Origin of the sequence: Streptomyces camelliae, from assembly GCF_027625935.1 — a bacterium.
In the GTDB taxonomy this organism is placed as follows: Bacteria; Actinomycetota; Actinomycetes; order Streptomycetales; family Streptomycetaceae; genus Streptomyces; species Streptomyces camelliae.
Genome location: NZ_CP115300.1, coordinates 580,931 through 597,997 on the forward strand (window position 1 = coordinate 580,931; position 17,067 = coordinate 597,997).

Here is a 17,067-nt window from a genome sequence, read left to right on the forward strand (position 1 = left end):
GATGGGGACCGGCCGGCCCGGCGGTGCACCGCCGGGCCGGCCGGCAGGGGGTCAGTCCTCTTCCGCGTCCTCGGCGTTGCGGAACGGGATGGTGACGGTGATGCCGATGCCCGGCCTGCGGTTCTCCTCGTCACCCGCGAGCGGGTCGTTGTGGATGATGTCCTTCTGCATGGGACCTTCTCCTCTCCGTGGCGTGTTCGCCGCTGTGGTGCTCCCCCGCTCCGGACGGAGCGGGGTGTCTGGGTGGGGCGGCCTGCCGACCGCGCAGTTCCCGGTCCAGGAAGACCAGGGCCCGGCGCAGCACGGTGACGTGGTCGCCGCCGTCGTAGCCGTCGTGGCCGGAGTCGAGCCACAGTGCTTCGTGCCGGACTCCGCTCGCGCGCAGCGCGGCCAGGTAGCCGCGGATCTGGCCGGGCGGGCACTTGGCGTCATGGCTTGCGCCCGCCACCAGCAGCGGGGCGCGGACCGCGGCGGCGTAGTGGATGGGCGAGCTGCGCGCGTACCGTTCGGGAACCTCGTCGGGTGTGCCGCCGAAGAGCCGCTCGTCGAGGGCGCGCAGCGCGGGAGTGGTGGTGCGGTGGGCGGCGGCGCAGTCGGCGACCGGTTTGACCGCCACCCCTGCCTGCCACAGTCCGGGACGGGTGCCGAGGGCCAGCAGGACGAGGTAGCCGCCCCAGGAGGTGCCCCACAGGCCGACGGCGTCGGGGCGGATGAGCCGGCGGGCGACGAGGTCGGCGCGCACCGACGCGAGATCCTCGACCTGGGTGAGGCCGACTCCGTCCCGGAAGGCGCGCCGCCAGCGTGGCCCGTAGCCGGTGGAGCCGCGGTAGTTGACGCGGGCGACGGCGAAGCCGGAGGCGACCAGGGAGTGGACGACACCGTCGTAGGCGTCGCGGTCGTGGTCGGCGGGCCCGCCGTGCACCAGGAACACCGCGGCGGGCGGACCGTGCGGTGCGTCGGGCAGGCTGAGCAGGGTGTGTACGGGCCCGTCCGGGCCGGGGGTCCACAGGTCCCGGTGGGTGCCGGGGACCGGGCCGGCGAGCGTGGGCAGCTCGGGCAGCGCGGTGCCCCGGGTGGAGTGCAGCCGGGGCGGGTGGCCGGCGGCTGTCCAGAGGTGGTGCAGATCGTGTCCGGGCCGGGTGGCCGCGTCCAGCACGGTGCCCGGTGGGGTGGGTACGGCGGTGCGGGTGCGGGTTGTGAGGTCGGCGCGGTGCAGGGTGGAGCGGCCGTGGCGGTCCTGACGGACCAGGACGGAGCGCCCGTCGGCGTCCCAGCGGGCGGTGATCTCCGTGTCGAAGGCGCACCAGTCGTGAAGGGTCGGTCCGGTGCCGGGCCGCCAGGTCGCGATGACGTAGCGGTCGGCGCACTCGCGGACGAGGAGGAGTTCCTCGCCGTCCCCGGCAGGGGCGAAGCCCAGGCACCACAGCCGGCCGGTGTCGTCGGCGGGCAGGACGGCCCGTACGGCGCCGTCATGGGTGAGGACGGTGACGGCTTCGGCACCGGCGAGGGCCAGCAGCCGGCCGCCGGGGGTGATGCCGGTGAGGGTGGCGGGGCCGTCGGTCCGGGCCACTGTGCGGGCAGTACCGCCGCGTGGGCCCACGTGGACGGTGGTGGCGTGGCCGTCGCCGGCCGCGAGGGCGACGGTGCCGTGGTCGCTCACCGCCAGGCCCCGGGGAAGCCCGGCCGGGACGTTCGTCAGACCCAGCCGGTCGGGGCCCCCGGCGAAGGGCTGGAACCACCACCGTCCCACCCCGTGTTCGTCCTCGTCGAACCACCACACGTACGCGTCCCGGTCGATGGCGCCGTGCAGGGTGCCCCGGGGGCGCCGGGTGACCTGCCGGGCGCTGCGGGTGGCGGCGTCCCAGGCGAACACCTCGCAGCGGCCCTCGGCGTCGGCGGTGAAGACCATCCTGGCCGGGTCGCCGGCGCACACCTCCGGCAGGGCGGCCCGGTAGACCTGGTAGCCGCCGCTCACCGGACGGCCTCCGCCGCGAGCAGGCCGCGTACCGGACGCCGGGAGCTGTGCGCCGCGAGCAGGGCCAGCAGCACTCCGCAGACGATCGCGGGCGCGGCGTCGGAGACCCGGTCGGCGAGTGTTCCGGCGAGGACGGGTGCCAGGGCGGCGGCACCCGTGGTCGCGGTGGCCAGGACCGCGCCGGTGCGGGCCTGCAACGCGGGCTCGGTGACCTGGAGGGCACGCGTCTGGAGCACGACGGAGGCGAGTGGCATCAGCAGACACACCAGGCCGAACAGCAGCCCGTACGCCCATGCCCCGGTGACACTGGCGAGCGCGGCCGCGAGCGGGACGAGCAGCCAGGTCACGGCGGTCACGACTCGTGGTGCGCCGTAGCGCCGGGCCACGCGCGGCGCGGCGAGCGCGCCCGCCAGGCCCGCGGTGCCCGACAGGGCGAGGATCGCGCCGAGCACGGCGCCGGCGTGGCCGTCTCGGCGGAGGGTGAAGACGGCTCCGTAGTACAGCGCCACCACGACGGCGTTGACGAGGGTGGCCCAGACCAGGACCAGCCGCAGCACCGGTGAGGAACGCACCAGCCGCAGCCCGGCCGCGCCCTCCCGCAGCGGTCCCTCGCCGCGCTGCCGCGTGACCGGTGCGGTGAGGTCCGCGCGCAGGGCCGAGACGCACAGTGCGCTGATGACGTAGGAGAGGGCGTCGGCGAGGAACGGCAGCGCGCGGGCGGCCTGGTAGAGGACCCCGCCGAGCATCGGGCCGGCGATCAGCGCGCCTTGGTCGGCGGCGGTGAGCCGGGCGATCGCCCGGGGCTGCTCGGGTCCCGGGCAGATGAGTACGACCGTTCCCCGGGCCGCAGCCTCGAAGCAGGCGGTCGCCAGGCGTTCGACCAGTACGGCGGCGAGGATCAGGCCCAGGGGTGGCCGGCCGGCGGCGAGGGCGAGTGCCGCACCGCCGATGGCGAGCGCGGCGACGGCCGCGGACCCGGTCATCATCCGCTTGCGAGCGCCCCGGTCCGCGGGTAACGCGACGAGCGGGCCGAGCAGGAGCCCGACGGCGGTGGAGACACCGGCGAGCAGGCCGACCGTCTGGGGCGAGCTGCCCATCCCCAGCAGGAGCAGCGGGAGGACGGTGCCGGAGGCCTGACTGCCGACCCCGTCGGCGGCGTTGGCCGACCACAGAAGCCGGAAGTCGCGTAACACTGGCCGTTCCACTGAGCACCTCACCGATGTGGCGAAACTGTGCAGAAAGTGTGGCGGTGATGAAGCGAGCGGGATCGTAATCGAGCCCGAACAGGCGTCACAAGAGCCCGCTATGTGTGGCCGGATTCGTGTCGTGCGGCGCCGAGGCAGGGTTGATCGGACACAGAAGGAAAAGAAGGGTGATCATTCCGGATAAGAGGGCCTGAATTCCGTTTTTTCCAGGGGAAACGCGCGACGGCTCAGGTGTTCCGCCCGAGGGCGCGGCGACGAGACACCGGCCGGCCGTGCCGCAAGGACTCGGCCAGGGCGCCGCTTTCGACCGAGAACGTTCGCCGCGGCGCGCCGTGATCCGCCGTGCGCGGTCAGCGGTGCCGCCGCCCCGCGAGCCGTACGTCGACTGCGGTGAGCGCCAGGGCCAGCGGCCCGGGGGTCAGGAAGGCGAGGGGCGGGAGCACCCAGGCGCCGGCGGCGGCTGTGGCCAGGGCGAGGAGGATCAGGCCGGTGCCGCCGGGGTCGTGGACCGTGTCACGGGCGGCGGCGCGCAGGGCCGTTGCCCACTCGGTGACGGACTCGGGGCGGGCGCAGGTGCGGAGGCCGACCAGGCAGGCGCCGGCCGTGATGGCCGAGGCGGCGACGGTGAAGAGCGGGCCGCCGGGCAGGCCGGCGCGGGCCAGGGCGAGGTCGGCGGCCGAGAGGAGCAGCACGGCCAGGGTCAGGGCCCCGGCCGCCAGGTCGGCGCGGCGCAGGCGTCGGCGGAGCAGCGCCGCGTACCGTCCCGCGGTGGCTGGCCGGTCCTCCCCCGCGCCGCGCAGGACCGCGCAGGCGGTGGACAGGGCGGCCGGTGCGGTGAGCAGCGGCAGGCAGGCCACGGCGGTGGCGAGGCCGACGCTGAGCATGTCGGCGAACAGGGTCATCCGGGGGCCGAACAGCTCGCCCGGCTCGCGGGTGCGGGGCTGGGACATCCTGCTCACCCCTTCAGCCCGGAGCTGGCCATGCCCTCCACGAGGAAGCGCTGGAAGGCGAGGAAGAACAGCACGATCGGCAGCAGGGCGATCACCGACATCGCGAACATCGGGCCGAACGACGACTGGCTGGAGGCGTCCACGAAGGAGCGCAGCGCCAGGGTGAGGGTGAACTTGTCCGGGTCGAAGAGGTAGATGAGCTGGGTGAAGAAGTCGTTCCAGGTCCAGATGAACGTGAAGATCGCGGTGGTGATCAGGGCGGGCCGGGTCAGCGGCAGGACGATGGAGAAGAAGCTGCGGAAGGGCCCGCAGCCGTCGATGCGGGCGGCCTCCTCCAGTTCCCGGGGCAGGCCGCGCATGAACTGCACGATGAGGAAGACGAAGAACGCCTCGGTGGCGAGGAACTTCGGCAGGATCAGCGGCCAGTAGGTGTTCACCAGGCCGAGCTTGTTGAAGATGATGTACTGCGGGATCAGGACCGCGTGGTGCGGCAGCATGATCGTGGCGATCATGAAGGCGAACAGCGGGCGGCGCATCCGGAAGCGGAGCCGGGCGAAGGCGTAGGCGGCGAGGGAGCAGCTGAACACGTTGCCGAGGACGGCGCCGCCCGCGATCAGCAGCGAGTTGCCGAGCAGCCGCCAGATGGAGACGCCGTTCACGCCGTCCAGGGCGGTGGTGTAGTTCGACCATGCGATGTGGCTGGGCAGCAGGTCGAGGCTGGCGATGACCTCGTTCGCGGGCTTCAGCGAGGTGGCCAGCAGCCAGGCCAGCGGGTACAGCATGACGAGCAGAGCGGCCAGGCAGCCGGCGTGCAGGGCGATCCGTCCCCAGGCAACCCGCTTGCGGAGAAGGGCAGTTGTGGTCATCGCTCCCCCTCGGAGGCGTAGAAGACCCAGGAGCGTGAGGTGCGGAAGAGTACGGCGGTGACGGCTCCGATGACGAGCAGCAGGACCCAGGCCATGGCGGAGGCGTAGCCCATGTGGGAGGCGACGAAGCCCCGGTCGTAGAGGTAGAGGGTGTAGACCAGCGTGGAGTCGGCGGGGCCGCCCTTGCCGGCGCTGATCGCGAAGGCGGGGGTGAAGACCTGGAAGGCCTGGATGGTCTGGAGGACCAGGTTGAAGAACAGCACCGGGGACAGCATCGGCACGGTCACGGAGACGAACTGCCGCCATTTCCCCGCCCCGTCGACGGCGGCTGCCTCGTACAGCTCGGCGGGTATCTGCTGGAGTCCGGCGAGGAAGATGACCATGGGGGCGCCGAACTGCCAGACCGTCAGCAGGGCGACGGCCAGCAGGGCCCAGCCCGGCTGGTTGACCCAGCCGCCGGTGCCGAGGAGATGGTCCACGGTACCGCCGTCGTTGAAGACCGCCCGCCACACCAGGGCGACGGACATCGACGCGCCCAGCAGCGAGGGGGCGTAGAACGCGGAGCGGTAGAAGCCCTTACCGCGTTTCATGCCTTTCAGGGCGAGGGCGACCACCAGCGCGAGGCCCAGCTGGAGGGGTACGGCGATGACGACATAGGTGAGAGTCGTCAGCACCGAGCGCCAGTAGCGCGGGTCCTCGGTGAACATCTGCACGTAGTTGCGCAGGCCCACCCAGTGCGGCGGGTCGAACAGGTCGTAGTCGGTGAACGACAGATACAGCGACACGGCCATCGGCAGCAGGGTCAGCACGGTCGCGCCGAGCACCCACGGGGAGAGGAACACCCAGGCGGCGCCCTGGCGTTCGCGTGTCGGGCGGCGCTGTGCCGAGGCGGCGGACCGGTGGGCGGTGGGCGCGGGGACGTCGGTGGTGGTCATGACCTCAGCTCCGCCTTCGCCTCGGTGACATAGTTCTCGGCCGCCGTGCGGGGCGACATGCGCTCGTACGACACCTGGTCGTAGTCGCGCTGGAAGGTGGTCTGCAGCGCGTTGTCGCCGGAGGGCGGGGCCTGCGGCGGGTCCTTGAGGGTGCCTTCCAGGGAGGCCTGGTAGTCGGCGACGGTCCGGTCGAAGCCGGTGAGCCGCGGTCCGATGTCCTTGCGGATCGTCTCGTTGACGGGGATGCCGCGGGTCGCGCCGAGGATCTTCGCCGCGTCGGGGTCGTTGACGAGGAAGTCGATCAACTGGGCTGCCTGCGTGGCGTGATGGGTGTGGGCTCCGATACCGAGGAACATCGACGGCTTGAAGTACTGGCCGGGGGTGCCGTCCGCGCCGGAGGGCATCGGGGCGAGCGCCACGCCGCCCTTGACGAGGGCGCCGTAACCGCTGGCGGGCGCGTCCCAGTTGACGTCGGAGGTGGCCTTGCCGCGGCCGAGCGGGGTGTTCTCGACGGATCCGTCGAGCTGGGTGGTCTGCTCGGCGGGCGATACGGCGCCCTCGCGGCGCAGCCGGTCGGTGAAGGTCCACCAGCGGGTGAGGTCGGCGGCGGTGAAGCCGAGCCCCCGGTCCTTGGTGTAGAGGGACTTGCCCTGGCCGCGCAGCCAGATCTCGAAGGCGTCCTCGCTCTGCCCGGGGTCGGTGCCGCCCGGCCGGCCGGTCTTCTTCGCCAGGGCGCGCATCGCGTCGGCCCACTGGTCCCAGGTCCAGCCGCGGCCGGGCAGCGGCACTCCGGAGCGGCGCCAGGCCTGGACGTCGTAGACGACGGTCTCGGTACCCCGGCCCTGCGGAACCGCGTACTGCGCGCCGCGGACCCGACCGGTGGCGAGCAGTCCGGGGTCGATGCCGTCGGTGCGCAGTAACCGCCGCTGCCGGCCCAGGTCGAGCAGGACGCCGCCGGAGGCGTACTGGTCGATCTGCCGGTAGTCGAGCTGCATCACGTCGGGTGCGTCGCCGCCGGCGGCCTGGGTGGCGAGCTTCTGCTTGTAGGCGTCGTAGCCGGAGAACGACGTCTGCACCCGTACGTCCGGATGCCGCTGTTCGAACAGGGCGACGGCCTTCTCGGTGCGCGCGGCGCGGTCGGGGTTGCCCCACCACGTGTAGCGCAGCACGATCCTGCCGCCGTCGGCCGACTCCCCGGATCCGCCGCAGCCGGCCAGCACCGCGCACAGGGCAAGTGCGGCGGCCGACGAGCAGAACCCCTTTGTCCTGTGTCCGGGCATGCCGAGGTCACCTCTTCCTCATCGCCGGTGCCGGGTGGCTGCTAGGCCGTCGGCTTGCCGTCGTAGGGCAGTGTCGTGCCGGGCAGGGCGTACTCGTCCCGGCGCCCGCACATCCCGAAGCCGCCCACGCGACTCGGCTCGCTCCGGTACGCGGTCGCGTCGGCGAGGTAGGCCGGCTCGCCCGACTCCAGGGCGTCGAGCTGGGCGCCGGTGCGTTCGGCGGCGGCGAGGGCGCCGGCCCGCCACAGCTCGCGCCAGGCGGGCACCCGGGCCCGGACCAGGCGGGCGGCGGCCCGCTGGAACGCGCGGTACGGGCCGTTGTCGCCGGCGATCATGGCCTCGCGCAGGGCGAGATAGCCCTCGACGGCCAGGTCACGGCGGCGCCGGGCGGCGGCCTCGGTGTCCGGGCCGGTGCCCGGCGGGAGGGTGGCGGCGGCCGCGTACCGCTCGGGGTCGGCGAGCACCTCGGGCGGGAAGGTGAACACGGCGTCCCCGGCCTCGGGCAGGCCGCTGTTCTGCATGAGCACCGTGATCCGCAGATCGCCGCCCTGCACCATGCGGTGCACGGTGCCCGGGGTGAACCAGGCGAGCGAGCCGGGCTCCAGCGGGATGTCCCGGTAGCCGTCGGGGCTCAGGGTCTGCACCGCACCCCGGCCGGCGGTGACGACGTACGCCTCGGTGCAGACCAGGTGCAGATGCGGGCTGCCGCCGCAGACACCGTCGGCGGCCTCCCAGTCGTAGGCGCTCAGGTGCGACAGACCGACGGCGCCGGGCAGGGGGGAGGACGGTTCGCTCACCACGGCAGGCCCTCCAGGTGGCGGGTGACCCGGTCGCGGTCCCAGGCGCCGTCGGCGATCACCACCCGGTAGCGGTAGCCGAAGCTCTCCCCCGGCGGCAGGGCGAACTCCTCGAAGAAGGCCCAGGAGAACGCGACGGTCGGGATCGGCTCGGAGCGGACGAACCAGTGCGAGGCGTGGATCGCGGACGACTCGTCGAGGTTCTCCGGGGCGTGCGCGAAGACGAGGGTGGAGTGGGCATCGGTCTCGTCGTGTTCGGTGGTGAAGGCCAGCCAGGGCCCCTGACTGCCCATCATTTTCTCGGCGCCGACGCCCGGTTCGGAGTCGGGCGTGAACACGGCGCCACCGGTGAAGTCGCGCGGACCGCGCCACTGGAGCCCGGTGTAGCCGGCCATCTCGCGGCCGGCGGTGGTCGGCGAGCCGAACAGCAGAGGTTTGTCATGCGTGTTGGTGAGGTGGATGGACCAGTCCAGGGTCCAGGCGCCGGCCTCCTCGTCCACCGAGTGCACCGTCAGGCCACGCACCTCGCGCGCCCATTCCCGGCCGCCGTTCTCGACCCAGGTCAACTCCTCGGTGACATCGAGGCGTTCATCGGTCACGGCGATCTCGGTGAAGCCGTCGTGCCGCATCGAGCCGACCCGGTCGGGCAGCCGCAGGTAACCCTCGCCGTGCACATAGCAGTTGCCGCCCCAGAAGTTCTGCCCGGACAGATGACTGGCCGTCATCTGCAGGCCCTTGTGCCAGCGGTGGTCGTTCGGCCGGTAACCGGTCACCGTGCGCCCGGCGAGGGTGCGCAGGGGGTGGGCGTAGGGCTTGCGGGCCTCGAAGGCGTCCGGGTCGGGCCGGTAGACGTAGCGGAGGATCTCGGTTCCATTGGATGCCTGGACCGCGAGGTGCTCACCGTGGACGTGGCTGACTCGGATGCTCATGCGCGCTCCTTCGGGGCCCAGTCGGGGTGGTCGCCGTGCATGGCCGCGTAGTAGGGGTCGCCGGGGCCGATCTCGCCCTTACGCACCGGCTGCCCGGTGAACGCCGCCTTGTACAGGGCGGCGGCGAACTCCAGGGTGGCGCGCGCCTCGGGACCGCTGCCCGGGGGACGCTCGCCGCGGTCGAACGCGTCGAGGAGGGTGCCGAGCTGGGCGATGTGCGAGCTGGGCACGTCCTGCGCCGGGGTCCGCCAGGCCGCGGCTCGCTCGGGATCGACGTGCGGCGCGGGGGTGTACACCCAGTCGTCGTTGCTGTGCCCGTACAGATGGGTCAGTTCCAGTGTGGCGTCGGCGCAGTCGACGCGGATGCGGCTGACCTCGTGCGGAGACAGGACACTGTTGACGACGGTGGCGAGCGCACCGCCGCGGAAGCGGACCAGGGCGGTGGAGACGTCCTCGCTCTCGACGTCGTGGACCAGCCGGCCCGCCATGGCCCGCACCTCCTCCCACTCCCCCAGCAGGTGCAGCAGCAGGTCGTACTGGTGGATGCCGTGCCCCATGGTCGGCCCGCCGCCCTCGCTCGCCCACCGGCCGCGCCACGGCACGGCGTAGTAGCCGGCGTCCCGGTGCCAGGTGGTCTGGCAGTGCGCGACCAGCGGGGTGCCCAGCTCGCCGCGCGTGATCAGGTCCCGGGCGTGTACGGCACCGGAGCCGTAGCGGTGCTGGAAGATGACCGAGGCGTAGGCGCCGGAGGCCTCCTCGGCGGCGGCGATGTCGTCGTACTCGGCCAGCGACAGACACAGCGGCTTCTCACACAGCACCCAGGCGCCCGCTTTGAGCGCGGCCACGGTCTGCTCACGGTGCAGGGCGGGCGGGGTGCCGATGAGAACGAGATCGGGGCGTACGGCGTCGAGCATGGCCTCGGTCGAGGTGAACCCGGCGACCCGCGCACCCGCCTCCTGCCGGAAGGCCTCCAGTCTCCCCTCGTCCACATCGACGGCGGCGACGAGTTCGACGCGCTCCGCATGGGCTCTGAGCGCGGGAAGATGACTGCCGGTGACGATGGCGCCGGTGCCGATGACAGCGACACGGCGGCGGGGTGCGGACAAGGGCATACGGCGCTCCTGAGGGCTCGGCACACGGATTCAAGCACGAGGGAGAAAGCGCTTGCTCCGTACGAGGCGACCCTAGGGGCGCAGGGATTGTCAGGACAACCCCTGTGCGGGGAGAAATCGCTGGTGGCCGTGGCCGCGGCACAGGTGCCGGTCCTGGTCCACGCCTCGTCCGTCGGCGCGTACTCTCCGGGCTCCAAGGACGATGGCCGGCCGACGCACGGCCGGCCGGACGCCGCGTACGGCCGCGAGAAGGCCTGCCTGGAGCGGACGCTGGACGTCTTCGAGCGTGATCACCCCGAGGTCGGAGTGGTGCGCATGCGCCCGGCCCTCCTGTTCCAGCGTGCGTCGGCGAGCGAGCAGCGTCGCATCTTCGGCGGCCGTCCCCCCGCCCGGTCCGCCGACCCGATCCGAGCTGTTGCCCGTCCTCCCGGGCATGCCCGGCCCCACCGAGCAGGTGCGGCACACGGCCGACGTCGCGCACCTTCCGTCTTGCGCTGCGTTCTGTCTTGCGCTGCGTTCCGCCGCCGCACGAGGGGCCTTCAACACCGCCGCCGAGCCCGTGGTGGACACCGGCCTGCCCGCGCAGATGCTGGACCGCCGCCCGATACGGCTGCCCCGTACGACCGCCCGATACGGCTCCCCCGTACGACCGCCCGGTCCACGATCGGCGCCGCCTGGCGGCCGCAGGTCCTGCCCGCGTCCCCTCACCTCTACGACGCCGCACTGCGGCTGCCCCTGATGGACTGCACACGGGCCCGCCACACACAGGGCCGGCAACCGGAGCGCTCCGCGCCCGGAGGTGCTGCGAGAGTTCGTGAACAGGCTTCGGAAGGGTGCCGGGGAGAGCACCGCCCCCTTCTTGCGCGGCCGCAAGGCAGGCTGAACGCGAAGCGGCCCGCTGCGGCCCTTGCTCAGGAATCCGCCTGCGACCGCTCGGTGGCGCCATGGCGCTCGGCCTCGTCCCTGATCAGCATCGACAGCAGAGAGGCCACGGTCAGGCCGGCCTCGGCCGGATGGCGCAGGATCTTGCTCGGATCGATCCTGTACTGGTTGACGCGCCCCTTGCGGGTGTGGGACAGGTAACCGTCCCGCTCCAGATCGGAGATGATCTTCTGGACGGCACGTTCCGTGAGCCGGCAGCGGGCCGCGATGTCACGGATGCGCACATTGTGGTTGTCCGCGATGCTGGCCAGGACGCGCGCGTGACTGGTCAGGAACGTCCATCCGGTGTGCGGCTCGGGCACTCCGTCGACTACCACCATGCCCAAATCGTACGACTGCGCTTTCAGGATCACAAAAACACGAAACAATATTCAGGTACGACTTGACGTGTCATGGGGTGCCGGATGAGCCTGGAGTCAGGCATGGGGAGGAGGCGATCATGCCGGAACAATCCTCCGAGAGGCCGTCGATCAGTGCGAACGGCCACCGCCCGTCTCCTCCTGCGAAGGCCCAGCTGCTGGTGCAGGCGGGGCGGGGACACCGCCGTGTGACCGTCACCGTGAGAGGCGAGTTCTTCCTCGACGACAGCCAGAGCCTGCGGCACGCCCTGTGCGACGCCCTCGCGAGGTCGGCGCAGGGAGTCGAACTGGACCTGAGCGGGCTGACGTTCGCCGACTGCTCCGCACTCAACGTGCTGCTGGCCGTGCGCCGCGAGGCGGTCGAGACGGGAAAGAGCGTCACCGTCACCGCTGCCAGCCCCGCCGCGGAGCGGCTGCTGACCTTCACGGACACCTACGACCTCTTCTCGGCCCGGCACGACGACGCCGGCCCGCCCGTCGGGACACCCACGCCCCCCGGGAAGCCCGGACGGCGGCAGGAGGACACCGACGACGGCCTCCTGCAGACCGAGCTCGTCCAGCTCCGGCGTGCGCTGCGCACCCGCCCGGACATCGACCTGGCCCGCGGCATCCTCATGGCGTCCTTCGGTCTGGATGCCGACCAGGCATGGGAAGTGCTGGTCACGGCCTCCCAGCACACCAACACCAAGCTGCATCGCCTGGCCAGCGACGTGGTGACCACGGTGCGGGGCACTTCTTTGCCGGAACCCATCCGCAGACAGCTCACGGCGGCCGTCGCCAGAACGCGCCACGCGAACGGTCATCCGCGCCGCCCTACCCTCACGGACTCGGCTCGGCAGGCGGTGTGCCGGACACAGGAGCACTCGTAGGCGGCGGGCCGTGACGCGGGGCGGAGGGCGGAGGAGACACACGCGCTCGCTCCTTCGCCCTCGGCCATCCCCGGTTTCCCCGGCTCCACCCGGATCCGAGCGAGGGACGCCGGATGACTCAGTCCTCGCCCCTGACGATGTTCCACTCGGCCCTCGTGCGCGCGATGGGTGAGGCGCTCTCGCCCTCTACGGCGGCGACACAGGTACGCAAGCCCTTGTTCCGGAGGCGACGCGCCTTGGCCCAGCCGCTTTCGGCCACTCGAAGAGACGTTTTCGGTGCGGTTCGCGTGGTCACTGCGTTTCATCTTCTCTCTGCGTGTTGCGTGCCCATCGAGTTGCCCGGTGTCGCGTGCGCAAACGTCGCCCCGCCATGTCGCAGCAGCTGAGCCCGAGTTGCGCGGAACACGGGCTCGTACGACTCGTCCGTCCGAACACCGCTCAAGCGGCGATCGGAGCCTCCCAGTTGATCCGGTGGTCGTACTGCCAGGCCATTCGCTCCGGGGTGGCGAAGCGGGCGAAGAGCGGCAGGAGGGCGTCCCGAAACGTCCGGCCCACCGGCCCGGCGGCCTTACCGCTGTTGGTGCGGGCGGCCTGGGCGATGACGCGTTCGACCCGGGCGCGGCGGGCACGCTCGTAGGCAGTGAACGCCTGAGGGTACGGCAAGTCCCGCAGCGCCCGGGCGAGTTCCACGGCACTCTCCGCGGCGAGCGAGGCGCCCTGGCCGGAGCTGGGGGACGTGGCGTGGGCGGAGTCACCGACCAGCACCATGCGGCCGCGATGCCAGTGCGGGACGTGCGGGAGATCCTCCATGGGTCCGGCCGTGACCAGGTCCTGGGGCGGAGTGCGCCGCAGCAGGTCCAGCGCGGGCACGCGGTCGTCGGCGAAGGCCTCGCCCAGCCGGCGCAGCCACTCCTCGTTCGTGGTCTGCCGCACGTGCGTCCATGTCAGATAGGGGTGCGGAAGGTTGGCGAACCAGACGCCGGTGCCGTCGTCGAAGGACTGGTGTCCGAAGAAGGCCCGTCGCCCGAAGGACATGTACATACGGTCGCCGGTGGGCGGCCGTCCGGCGCCGTCGACGCGGGCGCCGAAACCGAGGAGCCCCGAGTAGCGCGGCTGGGGTGCTCGGGGGTCGATCAGCCGGCGCACGGTGGAGCGCAGGCCGTCCGCGCCGATCAGGATGTCGGCCTCCTCGCTGACGGTCCCGTCGGCGAAGACGGCCCGGATGCCGGTGCCGCTCTCCCGGACGTCGGCCAGTTCGTGGCCGTGGTGGACCGCGACGCCCTGGTCCAGGGCGAGGTCGTAGAGCCGCCGGTACAGGTCGGCGCGCCAGCTGAACTGCATGGGCTGACGGATCTCGGTGATCACCCGGCCCTTGTGGTTCTGCAGCACGATGGCGTTCATCGGGGCACCGATCCGGTCGACTCCGACCAGCCCGAGGGCGGCCCGGCCGTTCGGGGCGACACTCAGGGCGCCGCCGATGCCGTCGGCGGTCGTGGCGTGGGACTCGTGTACGGCGGCCTCGATGCCGGCCCGGCGCAGCGCGAGGGCCGCGACCGGGCCGGCGATACCGCCTCCGATGACGATGGCGGTGCGGGTGCGGTTCATGTCAGTGGGCCCTCTCCCGGGTGGGGTCGTCGACGACGGGCAGACCGCCCTCGCGGTGGGCGCGGCGCAGGTCGTCCAGGTAGGCGCGCGAGCACATGGCGGTGAGCTGGGCGATGCCGCCACGACGGAGGCGGATCCCGCCGTCGGTGACCGCGCCGGCCAGCCGCAGCCGGGCCGGGCCGGTGCCGGGCTGTGCGTCCTTCACCCGGCCGCGGCCGGAGAAGGCGAGGTCCCGGCTGTCCACGGCGACGTCTTCGGGCAGCAGCAGGGTGACCGCTGCGGAGACGAGCCCCAGGTGCACGGTGACCGGTTCGTCCCAGCTGATCCCCGGGGAGCGGAGGTCCAGCACGACGGTGGAGCGGCGGGCTCGCACGTCGAACTCGGTGACCTCGGTCCAGTGACCCAGGCGCTTCAGGGTGGTGTGGTCCGCGTGGATGCGCTCGGCGGACTCGACGAGTGGAGTGGTTGTCGTCATGCGGCGATAGTTGCAATGAAACTAGTCTCATGTCAACTAGTTCCCCTGAGATCGACTCCGCTAGGCTCTGGTCATGCGCAGCTCCCCTCTCGGCCTCACCGTTCTCTCGCTCCTGCACCTGCGCCCGCTGCACCCGTACGGCATCCAGCGGCTCATCAAGCAGTGGGGGAAGGATCAGGTCGTCAACGTCAGCCAGCGGGCGAGCCTGTACCGGACCATCGACCGGCTGCTCGAAGCAGGCCTGATCGCGGTGCGCGAGACCAGCCGGGATCAGCAGTACCCGGAACGCACCGTCTACGAGGTGACGGAGGCGGGCCGTGCGGCGACGCGTGAGTGGTTGCGGGAGATGCTCGTGGCGCCGCGGGCGGAGTACCCCGAGTTCCCCGCCGCGCTCTCCTTCACCATGATGCTGTTGCCGGGGGAGGTGGAGGCCGACCTGTCCGCGCGCGCCGCCCAAGTACGGGCTCGGCTCGCCGAGTTGGCGGCCGCCGCCGAGGGCGCGCGAGAACTGGCGTTGCCCCGGGTCACCATGCTGGAGGACGAGTACCGGCGCGCCGTTCTGACCGCGGAGCTCAACTGGCTCGACGCGGTCACGGCGGAACTGCGCTCAGGCACTCTCACCTGGGACTTCGAAACCCTGGCGGCGCTCGCCGAAGCTGCGTCCTGAGGCGCTCCGCCGGACGTCAGGCCGCCTCGTGCTCCGGCTCCCTGCCGGCAGTCGATGACAGCCCCGGCGCCGTGATCACCGCCGTGCCGTCGGTGAGATGGAGGACGAGGTCGGCCTGGGCCGTCAGGCGCAGGTCGTGGGTGATGAGGAAGGTCGTGCGCCCGGCGGCAAGGCGGCGCAGTGGGGCCATGATGCGGGCCGTGGAGTCGTCGTCGAGCCCGGCCGTGGGCTCGTCGAGGATCAGCACGGGCGCGGTGCGGAGCATGGCCCGTGCGAGGGCGATCCTGCGGCGCTGGCCCCCGGAGAGGTGGTTGCCGCGCTTGCCGACGGGACTGTCGTAGCCGTCGGGCAGCGCGCTGACGAATCCGTGCGCGTCGGCCGCGACGGCGGCGGCGAGCACGTCCGCCTCGGCGGCGTCGGGACGGCCGTAGGTGATGTTCTCGCGGACCGTACCGTCGAAGAGCATGCTGTCCTGCGGGAGCAGCGTGATGTGCCGGCGCACCTCGTCCACCGGGAGTTCGGCGATGTCCCGGCCGTCGAGCAGGATCCGGCCCCGGGACGGCTCGTGGAACCGCAGCAGCAGTTTGCCGAGGGTGGACTTGCCGGTGCCGCTGGGCCCGGTGACGGCGACGAGCAGGCCGGGGGCGATGTCCAGGCGCACCCGGTTCAGCACGGGCCGGCCGCCGCCGGGGTAGGAGAAGCCGACGTCCTCGAAGATCACGGCGCCGCGCACCGGTTCGGTGAGCGGCGGGACGTCCGGCCGTACAGCGGTCTCGCGGACCGTGCCGGTGCGCAGGACCTCGATGAGGCGTTCACAGGCGGCGGTCGCGGAGGACGCGCTGACGACGAGTTCGCCGAGTTCCTGGAGCCTGGGGTGGAGATAGCCGAGGAAGGCGGCGAAGGAGAGCAGCCCACCGACGCTGAGGTGGTGCTCGGAGATCTGCCAGGCCCCGGCCCCGATCACGGCCAACACGCTGAGGGTCTCGACCAGTTCGCCCATCGGGCCGTACACCGACGACAGCCGGATCTGCCGCAGTCCGGCGCGCATCCAGGTGCGTCCCTCGCGGTGCACCTTGCCGTGCTCGGCCTGCTGCCGGCCGTAGGCCTGCACCAGGGGCATGTTGGCCAGGCTCTCCTCCAGCAGCGAGGCCAGCCGGCCGTTGCTGTCGCGTTCGGCGCGGGTGGCGGAGCGCATCAGGGTGCCGAACCACCGGGCGCCGAACCAGATCAGCGGGGCTGCGGTCAGGGTGATCAGGGCCAGCTGCCAGCTGGTCCAGAAGGCCGCCACGGCGAACACCACCGCCCCGACGGCGGAGGTGATCAGTTCGACGGGCGCGGAGGCCACGAGCGACTCGACGGTCTCGATGTCCCCGGTCAGCCGGGATACCAGGTCGCCCGTGCCGAAGCGGTCCAGGGCGTCCGGGGGCATCCGTTGCAGATGCTGGAAGACCCGGTCGCGCAGACCGAGCAGGAAGTGTTCGCTGGTCCACCCGGCAAGGTAGCCCCCCACCGCGGAGGCGATCGCGCCGGCCACGGCGAGCCCCAGCCAGAGGGCGGCGGGCCCCCAGAAGGCCGCGAGATCACCGGGGGTGAGCACATCGTCGGTGAGGACGCCGACGACGCCGATCGCGCCCGCGTCGCATCCGGCGGACACCACCAGCAGCGCGGCGGCCACCAGTACGGCCGCGCGGTTGACGCTGACCAGCGGCCAGAACGTGCGGAACGCGGCCAGTGGCGAGATCCGGGCGTGCCGCATCCGGGTCGGGGCACCGGCCGCGGTTTCCGCCCCGGAGCGGTCCGTGGACATGGTGAGGGGTGCTGCGAAGTGCATGGCCGGCGCTTCCTGGGCACTGCCCGGTCCGACGGCGTGCCGGGGTCCGCCGCGCTTCCGTGTTGCGCGAACGGACCCCGGCACGGTCTGCCTGTGTGGTCGTGTTCCAGTGCCGCCGTCCTACTTGGCGGCGGCCTTCTTGTGCTTCTTGTGGTGGTGCTTCTTGTGGTGGTGCTTGGCCTTGGCGGCGGCACCGCCTTCCTTCTTCTTGGCCTTCTTGGCCAGCATGATCTTGGCGAAGGACATTGTCGTATCCCTTCCTGACGGTCC

The 17,067-nt window shown here is 72.2% G+C and carries 16 protein-coding genes and 1 pseudogene; 3 read left to right on the plus strand and 14 right to left on the minus strand.

Annotated features, from left to right (window positions below; all coding sequences use genetic code 11):
- Positions 1-130: 130 nt before the first annotated feature.
- The 9 genes from O1G22_RS02780 to O1G22_RS02820 form a co-directional block, all read right to left on the minus strand.
- Complete coding sequence (locus tag O1G22_RS02780; RefSeq protein ID WP_270086304.1) at positions 131-1,909, minus strand: S9 family peptidase; 1,779 nt, start codon at positions 1,907-1,909, stop codon at positions 131-133.
- Positions 1,910-1,971: 62 nt separating this feature from the next.
- Entirely contained in the window at positions 1,972-3,168 is a 1,197-nt protein-coding gene (locus O1G22_RS02785) for an MFS transporter (RefSeq protein WP_270079796.1), read from the minus strand.
- Between the two features lie 362 nt (positions 3,169-3,530).
- Positions 3,531-4,130, minus strand: a complete 600-nt coding sequence (locus O1G22_RS02790) for a hypothetical protein (RefSeq protein ID WP_270079797.1) — start codon at positions 4,128-4,130, stop codon at positions 3,531-3,533.
- Between the two features lie 5 nt (positions 4,131-4,135).
- On the minus strand, positions 4,136-4,996 hold the full coding sequence (locus O1G22_RS02795; protein WP_270079798.1) for a carbohydrate ABC transporter permease: 861 nt from the start codon (positions 4,994-4,996) through the stop codon (positions 4,136-4,138).
- Positions 4,993-5,931: a carbohydrate ABC transporter permease gene (locus tag O1G22_RS02800; protein ID WP_270079799.1), complete on the minus strand. Its 939-nt coding sequence runs from the start codon at positions 5,929-5,931 to the stop codon at positions 4,993-4,995. Before O1G22_RS02800 ends, O1G22_RS02795 begins: the two co-directional genes overlap by 4 nt.
- On the minus strand, positions 5,928-7,211 hold the full coding sequence (locus O1G22_RS02805; RefSeq protein ID WP_270079800.1) for an ABC transporter substrate-binding protein: 1,284 nt from the start codon (positions 7,209-7,211) through the stop codon (positions 5,928-5,930). Before O1G22_RS02805 ends, O1G22_RS02800 begins: the two co-directional genes overlap by 4 nt.
- Positions 7,212-7,252: 41 nt before the next feature.
- Entirely contained in the window at positions 7,253-8,011 is a 759-nt protein-coding gene (locus O1G22_RS02810) for a cupin domain-containing protein (RefSeq protein ID WP_270079801.1), read from the minus strand.
- Complete coding sequence (locus tag O1G22_RS02815; protein ID WP_270079802.1) at positions 8,005-8,937, minus strand: DUF6807 domain-containing protein; 933 nt, start codon at positions 8,935-8,937, stop codon at positions 8,005-8,007. Before O1G22_RS02815 ends, O1G22_RS02810 begins: the two co-directional genes overlap by 7 nt.
- Positions 8,934-10,049, minus strand: coding sequence for a Gfo/Idh/MocA family protein (locus tag O1G22_RS02820; RefSeq protein ID WP_270079803.1), 1,116 nt, complete (start codon positions 10,047-10,049; stop codon positions 8,934-8,936). Before O1G22_RS02820 ends, O1G22_RS02815 begins: the two co-directional genes overlap by 4 nt.
- A gap of 126 nt (positions 10,050-10,175) precedes the next feature.
- On the opposite strand from O1G22_RS02820, the pseudogene O1G22_RS02825 reads away from it, so the two are divergent.
- Positions 10,176-10,932: pseudogene (locus tag O1G22_RS02825) on the plus strand (Rossmann-fold NAD(P)-binding domain-containing protein); the annotation flags it as partial.
- 28 nt (positions 10,933-10,960) lie between these two features.
- Here the strand turns inward: O1G22_RS02825 and O1G22_RS02830 are convergent.
- Complete coding sequence (locus O1G22_RS02830) at positions 10,961-11,311, minus strand: MarR family transcriptional regulator (protein ID WP_270079804.1); 351 nt, start codon at positions 11,309-11,311, stop codon at positions 10,961-10,963.
- Between the two features lie 119 nt (positions 11,312-11,430).
- Here O1G22_RS02830 and O1G22_RS02835 point away from each other — a divergent pair, with 119 nt between their 5' ends.
- The gene (locus O1G22_RS02835; protein WP_270079805.1) at positions 11,431-12,219 is read left to right on the plus strand and encodes an ANTAR domain-containing protein; all 789 of its coding nucleotides are present in this window, start codon (positions 11,431-11,433) and stop codon (positions 12,217-12,219) included.
- Between the two features lie 438 nt (positions 12,220-12,657).
- Here O1G22_RS02835 and O1G22_RS02840 read toward each other — a convergent pair whose 3' ends face one another.
- Both O1G22_RS02840 and O1G22_RS02845 read right to left on the minus strand, forming a co-directional pair.
- A complete protein-coding gene (locus O1G22_RS02840) occupies positions 12,658-13,824 on the minus strand; it encodes an FAD-dependent oxidoreductase (protein ID WP_270079806.1) in 1,167 nt (388 codons plus the stop codon).
- A 1-nt stretch (position 13,825) separates the two neighbouring features.
- The gene (locus O1G22_RS02845; RefSeq protein ID WP_270079807.1) at positions 13,826-14,299 is read right to left on the minus strand and encodes a hypothetical protein; all 474 of its coding nucleotides are present in this window, start codon (positions 14,297-14,299) and stop codon (positions 13,826-13,828) included.
- 73 nt (positions 14,300-14,372) lie between these two features.
- On the opposite strand from O1G22_RS02845, the gene O1G22_RS02850 reads away from it, so the two are divergent.
- Positions 14,373-14,966, plus strand: coding sequence for a PadR family transcriptional regulator (locus O1G22_RS02850; RefSeq protein WP_270079808.1), 594 nt, complete (start codon positions 14,373-14,375; stop codon positions 14,964-14,966).
- 16 nt (positions 14,967-14,982) lie between these two features.
- Here O1G22_RS02850 and O1G22_RS02855 read toward each other — a convergent pair whose 3' ends face one another.
- Both O1G22_RS02855 and O1G22_RS02860 read right to left on the minus strand, forming a co-directional pair.
- Positions 14,983-16,797 carry an ABC transporter ATP-binding protein gene (locus O1G22_RS02855; protein ID WP_270079809.1) on the minus strand — a complete coding sequence of 605 codons (1,815 nt, stop codon included), beginning with the start codon at positions 16,795-16,797 and terminating at the stop codon, positions 14,983-14,985.
- Positions 16,798-16,917: 120 nt separating this feature from the next.
- Positions 16,918-17,043 (minus strand): hypothetical protein, encoded by a 126-nt coding sequence (locus O1G22_RS02860; protein ID WP_270079810.1) that lies wholly within the window; start codon positions 17,041-17,043, stop codon positions 16,918-16,920.
- Between the last annotated feature and the right edge of the window lie 24 nt (positions 17,044-17,067).

What these genes read in the sequence shown, in the direction of transcription:
- O1G22_RS02820 (WP_270079803.1), bottom strand. Translation starts at nt 10,049, where the DNA reads ATGCCCTTGTCCGCACCCCGCCGCCGTGTCGCTGTCATCGGCACCGGC.
- O1G22_RS02790 (WP_270079797.1), bottom strand. Translation starts at nt 4,130, where the DNA reads ATGTCCCAGCCCCGCACCCGCGAGCCGGGCGAGCTGTTCGGCCCCCGG.
- O1G22_RS02845 (WP_270079807.1), bottom strand. Translation starts at nt 14,299, where the DNA reads ATGACGACAACCACTCCACTCGTCGAGTCCGCCGAGCGCATCCACGCG.
- O1G22_RS02805 (WP_270079800.1), bottom strand. Translation starts at nt 7,211, where the DNA reads ATGCCCGGACACAGGACAAAGGGGTTCTGCTCGTCGGCCGCCGCACTT.
- O1G22_RS02855 (WP_270079809.1), bottom strand. Translation starts at nt 16,797, where the DNA reads ATGCACTTCGCAGCACCCCTCACCATGTCCACGGACCGCTCCGGGGCG.
- O1G22_RS02795 (WP_270079798.1), bottom strand. Translation starts at nt 4,996, where the DNA reads ATGACCACAACTGCCCTTCTCCGCAAGCGGGTTGCCTGGGGACGGATC.
- O1G22_RS02830 (WP_270079804.1), bottom strand. Translation starts at nt 11,311, where the DNA reads ATGGTGGTAGTCGACGGAGTGCCCGAGCCGCACACCGGATGGACGTTC.
- O1G22_RS02860 (WP_270079810.1), bottom strand. Translation starts at nt 17,043, where the DNA reads ATGTCCTTCGCCAAGATCATGCTGGCCAAGAAGGCCAAGAAGAAGGAA.
- O1G22_RS02815 (WP_270079802.1), bottom strand. Translation starts at nt 8,937, where the DNA reads ATGAGCATCCGAGTCAGCCACGTCCACGGTGAGCACCTCGCGGTCCAG.
- O1G22_RS02840 (WP_270079806.1), bottom strand. Translation starts at nt 13,824, where the DNA reads ATGAACCGCACCCGCACCGCCATCGTCATCGGAGGCGGTATCGCCGGC.
- O1G22_RS02800 (WP_270079799.1), bottom strand. Translation starts at nt 5,931, where the DNA reads ATGACCACCACCGACGTCCCCGCGCCCACCGCCCACCGGTCCGCCGCC.
- O1G22_RS02835 (WP_270079805.1), top strand. Translation starts at nt 11,431, where the DNA reads ATGCCGGAACAATCCTCCGAGAGGCCGTCGATCAGTGCGAACGGCCAC.
- O1G22_RS02850 (WP_270079808.1), top strand. Translation starts at nt 14,373, where the DNA reads ATGCGCAGCTCCCCTCTCGGCCTCACCGTTCTCTCGCTCCTGCACCTG.
- O1G22_RS02780 (WP_270086304.1), bottom strand. Translation starts at nt 1,909, where the DNA reads ATGGTCTTCACCGCCGACGCCGAGGGCCGCTGCGAGGTGTTCGCCTGG.